This window comes from Phaeovulum sp. W22_SRMD_FR3, assembly GCF_052113705.1.
GTDB lineage: Bacteria > Pseudomonadota > Alphaproteobacteria > Rhodobacterales > Rhodobacteraceae > JBGQOG01.
In genome coordinates this window covers 1-15,387 of record NZ_JBGQOG010000025.1, presented here as the reverse complement: position 1 = coordinate 15,387, position 15,387 = coordinate 1, and the positions used below count along the sequence as shown (strand labels likewise).

The following is a 15,387-nucleotide window of genomic DNA, read 5'->3' as shown; positions in this document are numbered from 1 at the left end:
AGCTCGGAAACCGGCATCTTTTGCAACGAACACAGTAGAACAGAAATTTTCGTTTGACCGGGCCGCTCGGTTCGGCTTCAAAGACAATGCTGCAACGCGGCAAGCTTTTATATTTTTGGATAGCACATGAAAATCGCAGTAGCAGGCCTTGGTTATGTTGGCCTTTCGAATGCCATTTTGATCGCGCAGCACCATGAGGTTGTGGCGCTGGAGGTGAATGTCGCGCGGGCGGAGATGGTGAATGCAGGACGCTCGCCCATCGGCGACGCGGAATGCGAGGACTATCTTGCACGCGGCACGCTCAACCTGCGCGCGGTCACCGATCCGGCCGAAGCCTATGCCGGAGCTGATTTCGTCATCATCGCCACGCCGACGAATTACGACGTCACCACAAACCGCTTCGACACCTCCAGCGTCGAGGCGGTGATCCATGATGTCGCCCGGCTGAACCCTGATGCGGTGGCGGTGGTCAAATCGACCATCCCCGTGGGATTCATCAGCCGCATGCGCGAAGAGGGCTTTGAGAACGTCATGTTCAGCCCGGAATTTCTGCGCGAAGGCAAGGCCTTGCACGACAACCTCTACCCCTCGCGCATCGTGGTGGGCGAGCGCAGCCCGCGCGCCGAGGCTTTTGCCGGCCTCTTGATCGAAGGGGCGATCCGCAAGGACATGCCGGTGCTCTACACCGATCCGACCGAGGCCGAGGCGGTCAAGCTCTTTGCCAATACCTATCTCGCGATGCGGGTGGCATTTTTCAACGAACTCGACACCTACGCGCAGGTGCATGGCCTTGCGACGCGGCAGATCATCGACGGCGTCAGCCTCGATCCGCGCATCGGCGGGCATTACAACAACCCCTCCTTCGGCTATGGCGGCTACTGCCTGCCAAAGGACACCAAGCAGTTGCTCGCGAACTATGATCAGGTGCCGCAGCAGATCATGCGCGCCATCGTCGACAGCAATTCGACACGGAAAGATTTCATTGCCGATCAGGTGATTGCCCGCAATCCCAAGGTGGTGGGCATCTACCGGCTGACGATGAAGGCGGGGTCGGACAATTTCCGCGACAGCTCGATCCAGGGCGTGATGAAGCGGATCAAGGCCAAGGGCATTGAGGTGATCGTCTTTGAGCCGACGCTGGACGCGCCCGATTTCTTCCGCAGTCGGGTGGTGACGGATCTGCAAGCGTTCAAAGCCGAGGCCGATGTCATCCTCGCCAACCGCGCCGATGCCGATCTGGCGGATGTCGCAGACAAGATTTTTACCCGCGATCTGTTCGGAGTTGATTGATGGCCGAGGCCCGCACTGCATTTGTCACCGGCTCAGCCGGGTTCATCCTAATCTGATCCCCGGAAACTGGCCCGTTTGAAGTTGGAGTTTTCCGCTACGCTTTTCCGGTTGGGAGAGGAGCGGATTCGCATGCTGGCGAGCAAGTTTTTAGACGCCCAAAAGGCGTTCATGATCAAGCAGAGCGAAGACGGAACGCTGGTTGCGGAAATCTGCCGGAGTTGAAGCGTCAAGCGATTGATCCAGTGGATCAATCGTAGCGCACAACGGGAGATGGACTTCGTGCATGACCAACTGGCGACGGGCCAAAAGGTGCGGGTTCTGACTGTAGTCGACACGTTCTCGCGCTATGTCCCGGTGCTTGACCTGCGCTAGAGCTACCGCGGCGAGGACGTTGTTGCGACGCTCGACCGGGTGTGCCGAACGGCTGGCTATCCCAAGACGATCCGCGTCGATCTGGGCAGCGAGTTCGTCTCGCGCGACATGGACCTCCGGGCTTGCCAGCGCTGGGTGGTCCTTGACTTCTCCCGGCCCGGCAAACCGACGGACAATGCCTTCATCAAAACCTTTAGGTGTTTAGTCCCTGCATCTGGTGGATCGGGTTTAGGATGAATCTGTCATGCTCAGATGTCCGTCCAGATCTTGCAGATTTATTCGAATGGGGTGAGGCCGCCGAGGGTCTTGAGACTGCGCGCGCAGTTATAGGCCGCCATGAAGTCGGCGAGATGCGTTCGCAGCTGTTCATGACTGTCGTAGTGGAAGCGCTTGACGGTGGCCTTCTTGATCGTGCGTTTCATCCGTTCCACCTGACAGTTGGTCAATGGGTGGTTGGGCTTAGCCAGCCGGTGCTCAATCCCATTTGCCTCACAAATCATGTCGACGCGCATTGGCCGGGAGTAAATGGTGTTCCGGTTTCGAGGCTGCTATGCGAACTGAATACCCCTCGCCATGGTCTCTCAGACCATTTATGGATGGCTCCCGCGTGGCAAGGGCTTTTCGTGGCACTCTGGCGTCTGGTCGGTTGCGGCCATTTATTCGGCGTCTGTCTGCAGCACGGGGGCTGCGCGCCCTGATGAAAGTCCGCTTGGCTGCTACGGATCCCGATCAGTGGCACGCGCTCAAAGCGCTCCGGGTCGAACAGGGTATTCCGGCAGCTTGTCCATCAGATGACCATCATCTCACCTTGCACCTCACCATCTCGTTTGGGGCGCAGATCGCCCCGCGGTTCTCAAGCGCCGCGCGCCGCGTCGTAGCCAGTCCCGTTTCTCAGCAAGGCCCAGACGGTCCGCGCCATGCGGTTCGCCAAGATGATCGCGGCCTGTTTCGCGGTCTTGCGCTGCAGGAGCCGCCACAACCAGTCGTCGCCGGGCTGTCCACGTCGCCGGGCACTGATTACACCCATGGCACCGAGATAGAGCAGCCGCCGCAGGTAGCGGTTGCCCATTTTCGAGATGCGCCTGAGCTTTTCCTTGCCGCCGCTCGAGTGCGGCTTCGGCGTCAGTTCCAGCCAGGCCGAGAGGTCGCGGGAGGTGCGGAAGCCGGTCACATCCGGCACGGTCGCCGCCAGCGCCGTCGCGGTGATGGGACCGATGCCCGGGATCGTCTGGAGCCGCTTCGCAGCCTCGCTGGCCTCCGCTTCGCTGCGGATGTCCTTCGTCAGTTGATCAATGCGGTCACGGGTCTCGAAGAACTGCCCGGCCAGCAGGCGCAACGGCACCCGGGCCGCGGTCGGCAGGTCGGTCCGCTCCCCGGCCTCGAGCAAGCGTCCGACATTATGAACGCCCTTCGGTGCCACGACCCCGAACTCGCCCAGGTGGGCGCGGATCGCGTTGGTGACCTGGGTGAGCTGGCGGACCAGGAATTCCCGGGCTTTGTGGGTCATCAGAAGCGCCTGGGTCTCCTCGCTTTTCACCGGCACGAAGCGCATAGACGGCCGTGTCACCGCTTCGCAGATCGCTTCGGCGTCAGCATGGTCGGTCTTTTCGCGCAGGACGTAGGGCTTCGCGCAGGACGGTGGCATCAGCCGGACCTCATGGCCGAACTTGCCCAGCTCTCGGGCCCAGTGATGCGACCCGGCACAGGCTTCCATGCCGACCAGACAGGGCCCAAGCCGCTGGAAGAACTCGAGCATCTGGTTCCGCCGCAGCTGCCGCCGCACGACAACTGCGCCTTCGGCATCGATGCCATGGATCTGGAAAACGGACTTGGCGAGGTCAACGCCGATCGTGGTAATCTCCGTCATGGATGGCTCCCCTTTGAGGTGACTTTTGACAGCACGCAATGTGGCACATTGCGATGCCGGGAGCGGGAGCCACCCACTCCATCAGTGGCGGCCCACGCCTCGATCGTGGCGCTGCCGTGACGAACTTGTCCCATAGGGCATCCTTCCACTCTAAAGAAAGGATCGCACCATTAAACCGTGGGATCGAACAGCTAGCCCGCCAGGTATTGAAGACTAAATGCCGCCTACGCAACATGGTTCCGGCGGAGACGCGAACTCGCTCTTTGGTGGCAGGTCGGAGGAATGTCTGCTACAGTACTCGCACTTGCACTTGGTTAAACGGCTCCAGTTTGGAAAGCTCATTTCATGCCTGATATTAAAAAGCGAGTGCTCGCTGTTGCATCCACCGGTGGACATTGGGAGCAATTGATGCAATTGGCGCCAGCCTTCGATGGGTTCGACACCACGTATGCCTGCACTGACCATCGCCAAGGCGAGCTTTATCAGCTGGCGAAGTTCCATGGACTGCGCGATTACAGTCAAACTGAACCGATGAAGGCATTGCGGGGCCTAGGCGAGACTTTCCTACTTATTGCCAAAGTTCGACCGCACGTCGTAATTTCAACAGGAGCTGCGCCTGGCTTGCTGTGTCTATTCTGGGGCCGGATCTTTGGCGCTAAGACTATATGGGTCGATAGCATCGCCAACTCCGAACAGCTTTCAATGAGCGGACGCTTAGCATTGAAATTCTGCCACACTGTCTGCACGCAATGGGAGCATCTAGCCTCAGAGTCCCAGCGCCCAAGATATCAAGGTAGCTTGCTATGATTTTTTTGACAATTGGAACCCAACTGCCCTTTGATCGTCTAACTCAAGCCTTGGACGAAGTAGCACCACAGATCAACGAACCGATTTTCGGTCAGATCGGCAAGAGTGCGAAATACCGTCCGCAGAATTTTGATTCTGTCGATCTGCTATCCCCCGAAGATTTCGGCACGCGCTTTGCAAATGCCCGGGTCATTGTGGGGCATGCCGGGATCGGTACGATCCTGTCGGGCCTGAAAAGTCAGAAGCCGCTGCTCTTGATGGCACGCCGGGCCGCGTTTGGGGAACATCGAAACGATCACCAGCTGGCCACCTGCGCGCAGATGAAGCGCTTGCCCGGTCTGCACATCGCCGAAACGGCGCAGGACATCTTTAGCTACCTGAGCAACCCTGCCCTGCAACCGATGCAAGCCAATTCCCAAAACACCGCAAAATCACGGTTGCTGGAGGCGATCCGCCGCGATATCGGCCTTTCCCTCAGGACTTAATCCGAACCGGTCTAGAAGCTATAACGAGAGCAACTAGCGGGCACGTCCGTCCCCTGTGCCCCGTTGCCTGAGCGCATTGTTCCGGCCCGACGATTTCGGAACAACGACCTCAATGATGGCGCCGCCGCCTTTTTGCGGCCGCAGATTCTGATTCCGGCTTATTTCCCCACCAAGTCGTCGTACAATCCGCTCACCAGCTGCACATTGCGCCGGATCGAAAAATTTGCCGCGAAATGCTCTTGCCCGGCGAGACCCATCTGTCTCCGCAGATCCTTATCTGCCAACAGGCAGCGCAATGCCTCCGTAAGTCCCGTGACATCGGATGCGTCGACCAGAAGACCCGTTTTACCATCCACGACTTGCTGCGGGATAGCGCCAACACGGGTTGAGACCACCGGCACCGCCAATGACATTGCCTCCAATATCGCAACAGGTTGATTTTCCGCCCGTGACGGCAGAACAAAAATATCGGCATTCCGCAGATGCGCCGTGACCTGATCTTCGCTCTGCCAACCCGGAAAGTCAGTCCGCTCCGCGAGCCCCGCCGCCCTGGCCATCTCGCGGTATTTTTCCACCTCGCCATTGCCACAGATCGTGGCCCGCCATGGCAGCACAGCCGACAATTGTGCCAATGCAGAGATCAGCACATCAACCCCCTTGCGATGCCCCACTGCACCAACAAAGACGATATGAGGCGGTACCCCCTGCAGGGCGGCCTGCCCCTCAACGGGGGGCGCTCCATTTTCAATCACATGGATCCGGTCGGCGGCAACCTCCACGGTATCTTGCATGAAGCTCCGCCAGAATTCGCCCAATACGATGGTCGCATCTGCAGCTTGGAAAAAGGCCCGCAATTTCTGCTGTTGCTTCGGGCCAAGCCCCGCGAAGAACTCGTGATAACCCGATCCGTGCAGATGCAGCACCACCTTGGCGCCCCGCAACCGGGCAAAGCGCGCAAACAGCCGTTTGCGCCATGTCGACCCCTGAGGTGCCACATGGATATGCACGATGTCATACCGCCGCAGGGCAATCCGCAACAGATAGGAACCGAGGCAGAACACCGTAGAAATATGGCTGAGCGGAGCCTTTTTCGACAGACGGGTTTCTTGAAAACGTAAGTCGATATCCGGGCGCTCAGCTTTGATTTCGCGCGAGAAATACAGCATCAGCTTGGCAATACCGCCACCAATTGCGTGGATGTTGGCGGGCACCAACATCAGAACATTCAAGGTCATCTCAGCGGACTTTCCATTGATCGAAGTTGCGCCCGAGCAGCTGCGCCAGGCGCTCATTCGCCCCGACATAGCGTTTCGCAATAGCGCTGCGGATTTCTGCGGGTACCTTGCCGGAATAGACGCCGATATTCTTCGGCGTCGCATCGATCCCGGCACAGGGCGGCAGCCCCAGAAAGTCGAACACTTCCGCCGCGACGGCCAGCGGCTCTGCAAAGAACCGCTCAGCGGTCTCAATGTGGAATTGCGCGCGGGGATAATGCTCGAACCATTTCTCCAGCTGTGCAGCATAGTTGCCGCGGTCGAAATAGCTGAAGGCACTGCGTTGCGTACGGTGCTCCAACGGATGACCAGCCAGTAATTCCCCTTCGGCACCAATACGCTGCGGCTCCGCCTCCAGCGCGTCCATCACATGCAGGGTTTCATACCCCAGACGCCGCGCGTGGAAATAATGCGACAGCAGCCGCGCCACCGGATCGCGCAGCAGCACGATAAATTTTGTACCTCCCGGCATGTCCGCGACGATGCGCCGCCGCGCCTCATCTAGATAGAGATAATCAGGCGTCGCTTCGCCCGTTACCGTCGCACCCTGCTGAAAATTGCCGCGATACCAACGTTCACCCTTGCCATAATAGCGGTCAAAATACGAGATCTCTTTGGTTCTCGGGGGCGTTACATCGTGATGCTGGGTAATCAAATCGAACAGCGAGGTGGTGCCTGCCTTCTGCACCCCCAACACAAAAAAGCTTGGCATTGGCCCTGCAGGGGACACCATGCTTTTCAGTCCGACCCGTTGGCGTTCCAACCAATAGGCGTAGGGACGCAGGTTGTTGCGGAGATTTTGCGAAGCGCGCGATTTAATCAGCTCGGATTTATGCATCGAAGGAATACCCGAACATCTTGATCTCCTCGGCATAGATCCGCGCCACCAGATCACGGGTGGTAGCATCAAAGGCCGCCACGTAATTGTCGGCGTTACTGCCCTTAATCTCATGCGGCAGAGCCAGATCAGGAGACAGGTTCAACTCACTTGCGACGATCGCAAAATCACGTGCCAGATTCTCGAATCGACCAACAAAGTCACAGGGAAACCTGCCGCTGAAATCCTTAAGCCGGTAGGTCTGCGGCCGCAGCATGCGGGCTCCGGCAAATTGCTGCATGAAGTCGGAAAAAGGCATGGTCGCCTCGATACCGTGACGTTTCAGGTGCCCGGCGTCCCGTACCACATTGCGATACCATGAATATGCCCGCGACCACAGGTTTCGCACGAAGGCAAATTTGAAATACTCGGCATATTGTCCCGGTGTCGGCATCACGCAATTTGCCGGGTTAGCTCCGGCACGGTATGGATGGCGCAGGCGCCGCAGCAATTCTCGCCGGTTCTCGCCGCCCTGCAGCGCTGCCCCCCAGGGCAAGGGCTTCTCGATCATGCGGATGGTACGGTGATCTTGTCGATTCGGCCCCTTTTCCCGCCCGATATGATGCCCAAGCAGGGTCTCAATCGACGTGTCGGCACATTTTGGAATGTGGACGAATATGCAGCGATGTTCGTGTGAAATCATTCGTTCTGTTCCTTCTGCGCTCCCCGAAATATTTAGGGAACGACGTCAGATAATTGCCAAATATGAATCTACGATCTTCGGCAGCGCGAAATCCAACGCCCGCCGCTGCAGCGCGTCCGAATCCCGCTGGTTGCGCAATTCTTCAACTATTGCAGCCGCCAGCGCCTTAGAATCCCCCACCTTAACCAAGGCTCCGAAGGCGCCGTAGTCCAGAATTTCTTTTGGCCCGCCGGGGCAATTGGTAGCAACGATTGTGGTTCCGACAGCCAGCGCTTCCACCAGAACGTTGCCAAATCCCTCTGCCCGGGACGCTAATGCAAACAATGCTGCACGTCGATAGAAAGGAAACGGATTTTCCTGATAGCCCGCCAGATGCGCCCGTCCTGTCAGCCCCAGCTCGGAGATCATGCTCTCCAGCAGCGGCCGCCGCGGTCCCTCGCCAATGATCACCAAATCATGCTCAAAATGTTTCGATACTTCGGCAAAGGCCTTTAGCAACGTCGGATAGTCTTTCTGATCAACCAGTCTGCCCGCCGCCAGAATGAAAGGCTTGCCTGCATAAATCGCAGGCAGAGGCTGCGTACTGCGTTCCGCCACCCAGGCCAGATTCACCGGATTGAAGATTACTGTGATCTTCCGACTGCTTGCCCAATAGCGGGTCGCAATCTCTTTTTTGATATCGGTGGAGACCACGATAGTGGCATGCGACAACCGCGATAGGATGGAACTGAGCCACCAAGTCACCTTCACCCCCAAAAAGGTCTGCGGATCATAGGGGTTATGATAAGAAATAATCACCTTAAAGGACGCCCCCGGCATTTTCGAAGCCATGACGGCAATCAAGGGACAGAGCCCCAACCGGGCAAAGACCACATCGGCCTTCCAGTCCTGCAATACCCGCGCCAAACCGCCGATATGCGCTCGGTTTCCACCTGACAACACCTGCACCTCGACCTGTTCGTGCAAGAGCGCCCGATTGGGACCCTGATCCCGATCCACTACGATCAGCACAGGAAATCCCCGCGCAGCGAGTTCCGAAGCGATCAACCCTGTGTTGCGTTCAGCGCCACCGCCATGAAACGAAGGCAGGTAAAAAGCAATTCTGTGGCAAGTCGGCATGTGTCAGCCCCCGATTTTTCTTAAAACACCTGATTTAATACAAACCACGATATAGAGAACAGCTGATGTCAGTAATGCCAGCCCGGCACCGACCAAGCCAAACTCACGCCATGCGACGGTGATCAACAAACTTGCCCCCAAATTTGCCAGCAGAACAATCCGGGTTTCCCGATTAAAGATACAAAAATCAATCGATTTCGATGACAAGTAATAGCTGTATATTAAGGAAACGAGCGCCCCAATCATTGCCGCCATCGCTGCACCGACCTGTTCAAAGATCGGAATAAGCAGGTAGCAACCCGCCACTACGCACACCAAGCCAGGGATCAGTGTCAAGGTCGCGTGGGTGGTGGTACGGGTCAGCAGGAAAATTTGATCCAGTACGAAGCCTTTCATCCCCCGGAGAAAGGCCGCCAGCGCAACCAAGCGCATAATATTGGGTGCCGTATCGGCATAGTTTGCCGGCAACAAGATGTCTGAAATGGGCTGAGCTAGTGTCAAGATTACAACGAGAATCGGCACACCAACAAACAACAATGCGACCAATTTTTGCTCTAAAACCAGCGCTGCAGCTTCACGCCCGTGATTTTCATACGCCTTCAACAGCTTGGGAAAGCCACCAATATTAACAATGTTGAACAAGACCTCAATTGCAGGGCGCGCGATCGAATAGCTAGCGGCATAGACGCCTACGGCCGCAACACCCAAAGTTTTCTCAAGAAGCATTCGGTCAACCGCCATCAGAAAACCAGCCAAAAAAAATGATACGATCAGCGGAACCGAATAACGTAGAAGCTCAGCGAGCAATGTCCGGTCGGAGCGCCCGAAACGCGAAGCGCGTACCATAACCGTCAGGAAAACCAAAGCGGAGATGAATGTCAGTGATTGGGTTCCCAGTACCAATAGTTCGTAGTGCCCTCCCCAAATAAGAACAATCCCATAGGTCAGCGCAAAGCCCAGGACCGAACGCAGCGCCTCGGCTAAGGCATACTGCACCCGCATGTTGCGCACTCGAAGGTACTGTAGCCCCAAATAAACACTTGAGTTGGCAACCACATAGAGGATCAGCAACATCGCGAACTCTGGATCAATGCTTGAGGACCAGTAGGTCAGCCCCAAGCTTACTAGACAACTGATCAGGAGACAAGGAAGGGATACCAGCAACACCTGCCCCATCAGGACGTTCGACTGGTCTTTGCTGGCTTCGTGCAGTCGCGTGTAACCTAACCGAATCCAACGCAAAAATATAGTATCGAACAGCTCCCCATAGACCAGCACGAGCGAGTACTTCCCAAATTCTTCAGGAGCCATCATTCGAGTGAAGGTCAGAACAATTAAAAATGACATCACCCGCGGAATTAATACCGCAGGCGCATAGCCAAAATAGCTTTTCAAACTCTCCTCCATTCATTCGGGAGCGGCGATCTAAAATTTACTCCATGCAATTTAAAACATTCTCTGCGGCCTTTTTCTTCTGCACTCGCCGCCATTAAGCAGCAAATTACAACTAGCAGAGGCGTTTTGATCGCCAAGGAATTATTTGTACTGGCGATAATCAAAAAAACCAGCATTGCAAATACACCGCCGGGCTTTCCCCTTCGGCCTACGCGGTAAAGAAATAGAAGCAAGAATACAGCAAACGGCACCATCATTATCAACCCTAAGTTCAACGAAACCGCAACCCAAAAATTTTCAATAGTATCAAAGTCAGGATTTGCAATAAGCAATGTGCGCTTATAACTTGGATCTACGCCCCACCATACTTCATTCGGATTGAGAGAATCATAAACTGACAGGACTGAAAGGCGCGCGCTTGTACTTGTATCGCTGAAGTCGCTCATTGAAATTAGCCGCTCACCTAGAGGTGTGAACAAAAGAAGTCCCATCGTCATCAGGAAAAATAAAGTCAAAACGATTGGAAGAAGGCCCAAAGCTACAGCCTTGGCTCGCCGCTTGTATATATTGGAAAGCTCGCGCCCCAATATCATACAGACCACCGCAATTGCTGTGACCGCAAAAGATGCACGCGCTCCAAATGCCATAATCGCAGCCAAGCCCAGCAGAGCAGCCAGCCAATCCCGCACGCGTCGGTTCTCGCGAGCCAAACACAAAACCACAAAAACCGATGTCGCAGCAGCGTTCAAAAGGGGATGGCCAAGAATGGAATATGCTCTAAAAATTGCAAATTTCGCATAAGCATCTTCAGGCATGATGTGCGTTTGAGTGGCAACTTCAAAAATCGCCAGTGTACTATTTAAAACCATGAACCAGACAGAATATTTTTTGATTCCTTGAAGATCGCACTCGCGCAAAAAACTAAACAATATTACAACCATTGAAGCACACACATGCGTGTCAAAAATATAAGCAACGCCAGACGATCCAAACCTGACAAGCACATAAAATATCACTAATATCAAGAATATAAAAAATGAAGTTGCCGCTCTTGGAGTGCCGTCAAAGGAAAAGACACGAAAACCCCTCCGAGCAAATATTAAAAAAAATGCCGCCGAAATAAATAAAGATCCGGGATGTATTTTAAAAAATCCACTACCACCTTCTGAAGTGTAAGGCAGAAATTCATTCAGCAATCCGTTGGAGAACAGGAATCGAAGAGAGATTCCCGTTAATAACAATAATTTTTCGATCTTATTCAAAGCTGAATACTGATCGCTAGTCTGTAGTTCGATTGGCTTTGTAATCATGACCTCACACCAATTGGATCAAGTGAAAATCTAAGCCATTGCGTGCATCGGTAATTCGCAATATTAACACTGTAAGGCCTTCTTGACTTATTTCGGTCGACAGCCCGGGGAATCATCATTCCGAGAATCCTCTGGCAGAAATCTTCCAGATAAGAAATGATGTTTCCGCCTCTTCCATCATAACTCACTGAGCTCGCCGCACTGCAGCGCTCATGTATCGGACGATGCGTTGGTGGCGGTCAAACAAAAAATCATCTTGCCACTATTTTTCTTACCCAGCATCACCCGAGGCTCAGGATCGATTGATCTGCTTGAGAGTGCCGTTGCTGCGTGTTTCAAGGCCCCGAGTTGACGGGTTGATGATGAGCAATCTATTCTGCCTGACTGAGGAGCAGATGGAGCGCCGGAAACCGTACTTTCCGAGGAGCCATGGCAAACCGCGCGTCGATGATCGGTGGGTTTTGAGCGAATAGTCTTCATCGTTCTCAATGGCTTGATATGGTGCGATGCGCCTCGGGAGTATGGCCCACCCAAGACGCTCCACAACCGATGGAAGCGGTGGTTGACATGGGGGGCTTCGCCAGGATGATGGAGGGGCTGGCCTCAAAGGCACCGGGCAGAAGACCATCATGATCGACGCGACTTACCTGAAGGCGCATCGCACGGCTTCGAGCCTGCGGGCAAAAAGGGGGCATGACGACCTGCGCGGGCGCTTGATTGGGCGGACCAAGAGTGGGTTGAGAACAAAGCTGCATGCCGTCACGGACGCCGAGGGTCGTCAGCTGAATTCTTCATGACCACGGGCCTGGTCAGTGACCACACCCGAGCCGCTGCGCTGCTGGGCAGTCTGCCCGCGGCCGAATGGACCCTCGCTGACCAAGGATACGATGCGGACTGGTTCAGAGAAGCATTGACAGACGAGGGGATGCGCCGCTGCATCCCCGGTCGGAAGTCGCGCAGCTAGACAGTCCGCTACGACAAGCGACGTTTCCGGCGCCGCAACCGGATCAAGATCATGTTCGACAGATTGAAGGACTGGCGCCGCATCGCAACCCGCTACGACCGATGCGCAAAGACCTTCCTCTCAGCTGTCGCCCTCGCCGCAACTGTCATCTTCTGGCTTTGACGATCAATGAAATGCCGTAACGGGGCCTGCGCCGCAACCCACCCTTTACCGTTGCCAAGCAGAGGGCAAGCTGGCGCCATTCCCGTATCGGATCCATTGGGAGGACTTCGGGATGAAGCTGTTTGTCGGACTGGACGTGTCGCTGGAGAAGACCGCGATCTGCGTGGTCAGCGAGCATGGGAAAATCGAGAGGGAGGCGCAGGCGGCCAGCGAGCCGGAAGCGCTGGTGCGTTGGATGGGGCACCTCGACGGCACCATCGCCGCCATCGGCCTGGAAGCCGGTCCCCTGTCGCAATGGTTGCATCGCGGGCTGACCGAGGCTGGACGTGACGTCGTGCTAATGGAAACCCGGCAGGTGAAGGGGGCGCTGAAGGCCATGCCGATCAAGACTGATCGCAGGGATGCCGAAGGGATCGCGCGCCTGCTTCATCTGGGGTGGTTCCGGCCGGTTCACTGTAAATCTGTGTCGGCACAAGAGGTTCGCGCTGTTCTGAACGCGCGCAAGGCAGTGCAACAGGGCTTCATCGCGTTGGAAATGTCCCTGCGCGGGCTCTTGCGGAACTTTGGTCTGAAGGTCGGCTCCATATCGCGCGGCAGGTTTGAACAGCGTATTCGCGAACTGACGACGGGCAATCCGATGCTGGAGGCGGCAACCGAACCGATGCTGCGGGCTCGACTGTCGCTCCGACAGGAGCTGGCCGGGCTGGAACGTCGTGTTCGCCAGCTTGCCCAGGAGGATCCGGCCTGCCGCCGCATGATGTCCATGCCCGGGGTAGGTGCGGTGGTCGCACTGACCTATCGGTCGGCGGTGGATGACCCTGACCGCTTCACGTCATCGAAGAAGGTCGGGCCATGGGTCGGCCTGACACCCTCGCGAAACCAGTCGGGCGAGCGCGATGTCTCTGGCGGGATCACCAAGGCGGGCGACGTCAACCTTCGACGCGCCCTGTGCCAAGCTGCGACGGTCATGATGCACCGTGGCCGTTTTACCTGACTCAGGACATGGGCGGCACAGGTTGGCTGCTCGTCAGTGAACCGGGCTCGGCGCCCTTGGCTCGGCGTGCCTCGGCGCACGCTCTATTATAAGCCGACGAAGGCGGCACCTAAGGTCGATGACCGGTTTTCGGACCCGATCAAGGCGATGATCGAAGCAAATCCATCGTTTGGCTACCGCACGGTGGCCTAGCTGCTCCGGTTCAGCAAGAACACGGTGCCGCACGTCTTTCAGATCAAGGGCTAGCCAATCTTCGGGGAAATAGTCCCCCGGGGGCTGTTGAAAAAGTCGTTTCAAACTTGTCCCGGGTTTGACCTGGCGGGGTGATTCTCGACGATCGAACAGATCAGCAGCATGGCCACCGCCAGCTTCTTGAGGTTCATTGCCATGGCGGTCAGGAGGGTTTGGATCTTCATGTTCTAGAGCCCCCTTCGGACTGCTCGCGCAAGGCCGTGGAGTGTCTTGGCCGTGCCATGCGCGCCTTCGACCCGCCATCGGTGGCGGGTGTAGATGGCGCGTTCGTCCTCCCCCCACGTCGCGCGTTCCAGTCTCCTGTCCGTCAGTTTGCCATCATCTCACTTTGCCCTGGCCAGTCTGATCGGGCCAACGACTGCCCGATGTTCATCGCATTATGCAGCCCGCCATGTTTCGCCCGTTCCAGGCATCGCCCAGACCTGTCGCGCCATGCGATTGGGCAGAGCGATCGCCACGCGTTTCAGTGGCTTCTTCGCCAGCATGCGGCCCAGCCAGTCTTCGCCCGGATCGGTGCGCTTAGGGGGTGAGATCTCTCCGATGGCCCCGAGACAGAGCCGCCGGCGTATATACCGGTTCCCCATCTTCGAGATCCCGCCCAACCGCTCCTTGCCACCGCTGGACTGCACCTTTGGCGTCAGTCCGAGCCAGGCCGACAGGTAGCGGCCCGAGCGGAAGGCCGACACCTCCAGCAGCGTGGCGGCAAGGACACTGGCCGTGATGGGGCCAATGCCCGGCATCGTCTGCAGCCGCCGCGCGGTATCGTCCTCCTCCGCGGCACGGCGCAGATCGGCGGTGATCACATCGATACGCAGCTTCGTATCAGCAAACTGCCCAACTAGAAGATCGGAGGCATTCGCGCCTAGGGCGGCAGATCCGCCGTCTCGGCTTGCTTGACGAGGCGACCCATATTGTGGATGCCCTCGGGCGCAATCAGGCCAAACTCCCCGAGATGGGCGCGGATCGCAGTCGCGAGCGGGGTGACCTGCCGGACGGGGAAATCCCATGCTCGATGGCGCATCAGCACCGCTTGCCGGACTCCGGTCTTGACCGGCACGAAGCGCATTCTTGGCCGCACAACGGCCGTGCATATCGCCTCCGCATCGTCGGCATCGGTTTTCCCTCGCTTGATGAAGGGCTTGACGTAAGGCGGAGGGATCAGCCTCACCTCATGGCCGAGCTTCGTCAGCTCACATGCCTGATACTGCGCCCCGGCACAGTCCTCCATGCCGATTAGGCACGGGGCCAGGCGCGAGAAGAACCCGGGCATCTGCGCGCGCCGGTCTCGCCGCCAGACCACAACCGCCCGGCGGCATCGACGCCGTGAACCCGGAACAAGTTTTTGGCCAGATCGAGCACGACCGTGGGAAGCTCCTTCAGGGATGGCTCCCTTCTTGGGGTCAATTGACAGCACCCAGTATGGCACATTGCGATGCCGGGAGCGGGAGCCATCCAACTCCATCAGTGGCGGACACTGGCTAGACTCGCAGCATAATGGCATGAGCTGCTGCCGGTTTCGTGGACACGAAGATAAGATCGTGACCAAGGAACTGGAGTGTGGATATGACGAGACGGA

10 protein-coding genes and 6 pseudogenes are annotated in these 15,387 nt (G+C 56.9%); 6 read left to right on the top strand and 10 right to left on the bottom strand.

Annotated features, from left to right (window positions below; genetic code table 11):
• Positions 1–126: 126 nt before the first annotated feature.
• Positions 127–1,290: a nucleotide sugar dehydrogenase gene (locus tag ACEN2S_RS20685; protein ID WP_441870050.1), complete on the top strand. Its 1,164-nt coding sequence runs from the start codon at positions 127–129 to the stop codon at positions 1,288–1,290.
• A 270-nt stretch (positions 1,291–1,560) separates the two neighbouring features.
• A pseudogene (locus ACEN2S_RS20680) lies at positions 1,561–1,857 on the top strand (DDE-type integrase/transposase/recombinase); the annotation flags it as partial.
• On the opposite strand, the pseudogene ACEN2S_RS20675 reads toward ACEN2S_RS20680, so the two are convergent.
• Together ACEN2S_RS20675 and ACEN2S_RS20670 are read right to left on the bottom strand one after the other, a co-directional pair.
• A pseudogene (locus tag ACEN2S_RS20675) lies at positions 1,856–2,147 on the bottom strand (integrase core domain-containing protein); the annotation flags it as partial. The pseudogenes ACEN2S_RS20680 and ACEN2S_RS20675 overlap by 2 nt on opposite strands.
• Before the next feature lie 368 nt (positions 2,148–2,515).
• The gene (locus ACEN2S_RS20670) at positions 2,516–3,529 is read right to left on the bottom strand and encodes an IS110 family transposase (protein ID WP_441870048.1); all 1,014 of its coding nucleotides are present in this window, start codon (positions 3,527–3,529) and stop codon (positions 2,516–2,518) included.
• 345 nt (positions 3,530–3,874) lie between these two features.
• Between ACEN2S_RS20670 and ACEN2S_RS20665 the strand changes: the two genes are divergently transcribed.
• A complete protein-coding gene (locus ACEN2S_RS20665) occupies positions 3,875–4,336 on the top strand; it encodes a UDP-N-acetylglucosamine--LPS N-acetylglucosamine transferase (RefSeq protein WP_441870046.1) in 462 nt (153 codons plus the stop codon).
• A complete protein-coding gene (locus ACEN2S_RS20660) occupies positions 4,333–4,821 on the top strand; it encodes a glycosyltransferase (protein WP_441870044.1) in 489 nt (162 codons plus the stop codon). The genes ACEN2S_RS20665 and ACEN2S_RS20660 overlap by 4 nt, the downstream gene beginning before the upstream one ends.
• Positions 4,822–4,979: 158 nt before the next feature.
• Here the strand turns inward: ACEN2S_RS20660 and ACEN2S_RS20655 are convergent, their stop codons facing one another.
• Genes ACEN2S_RS20655 through ACEN2S_RS20630 form a run of 6 tightly spaced genes read right to left on the bottom strand, consistent with a single transcriptional unit; the run spans position 4,980 to position 11,439 of the window.
• On the bottom strand, positions 4,980–6,056 hold the full coding sequence (locus ACEN2S_RS20655; RefSeq protein ID WP_441870042.1) for a glycosyltransferase family 4 protein: 1,077 nt from the start codon (positions 6,054–6,056) through the stop codon (positions 4,980–4,982).
• 1 nt (position 6,057) lies between these two features.
• Positions 6,058–6,933 carry a sulfotransferase domain-containing protein gene (locus tag ACEN2S_RS20650; protein WP_441870040.1) on the bottom strand — a complete coding sequence of 292 codons (876 nt, stop codon included), beginning with the start codon at positions 6,931–6,933 and terminating at the stop codon, positions 6,058–6,060.
• On the bottom strand, positions 6,926–7,615 hold the full coding sequence (locus ACEN2S_RS20645) for a sulfotransferase family 2 domain-containing protein (protein WP_441870038.1): 690 nt from the start codon (positions 7,613–7,615) through the stop codon (positions 6,926–6,928). The genes ACEN2S_RS20650 and ACEN2S_RS20645 overlap by 8 nt, the downstream gene beginning before the upstream one ends.
• A 45-nt stretch (positions 7,616–7,660) precedes the next feature.
• Entirely contained in the window at positions 7,661–8,734 is a 1,074-nt protein-coding gene (locus tag ACEN2S_RS20640) for a glycosyltransferase (RefSeq protein WP_441870036.1), read from the bottom strand.
• Between the two features lie 3 nt (positions 8,735–8,737).
• A complete protein-coding gene (locus tag ACEN2S_RS20635) occupies positions 8,738–10,129 on the bottom strand; it encodes a lipopolysaccharide biosynthesis protein (RefSeq protein WP_441870034.1) in 1,392 nt (463 codons plus the stop codon).
• On the bottom strand, positions 10,126–11,439 hold the full coding sequence (locus tag ACEN2S_RS20630) for a VpsF family polysaccharide biosynthesis protein (RefSeq protein WP_441870032.1): 1,314 nt from the start codon (positions 11,437–11,439) through the stop codon (positions 10,126–10,128). Before ACEN2S_RS20630 ends, ACEN2S_RS20635 begins: the two co-directional genes overlap by 4 nt.
• A gap of 362 nt (positions 11,440–11,801) precedes the next feature.
• On the opposite strand from ACEN2S_RS20630, the pseudogene ACEN2S_RS20625 reads away from it, so the two are divergent.
• Both ACEN2S_RS20625 and ACEN2S_RS20620 read left to right on the top strand, forming a co-directional pair.
• Positions 11,802–12,565: pseudogene (locus ACEN2S_RS20625) on the top strand (IS5 family transposase).
• Positions 12,566–12,677: 112 nt separating this feature from the next.
• A pseudogene (locus ACEN2S_RS20620) lies at positions 12,678–13,556 on the top strand (IS110 family transposase); the annotation flags it as partial.
• Between the two features lie 356 nt (positions 13,557–13,912).
• Here ACEN2S_RS20620 and ACEN2S_RS20615 read toward each other — a convergent pair.
• Both ACEN2S_RS20615 and ACEN2S_RS20610 read right to left on the bottom strand, forming a co-directional pair.
• Positions 13,913–14,068 (bottom strand): annotated as a pseudogene (locus ACEN2S_RS20615) (transposase); the annotation flags it as partial.
• Between the two features lie 120 nt (positions 14,069–14,188).
• Positions 14,189–15,191, bottom strand: a pseudogene (locus ACEN2S_RS20610) (IS110 family transposase).
• Between the last annotated feature and the right edge of the window lie 196 nt (positions 15,192–15,387).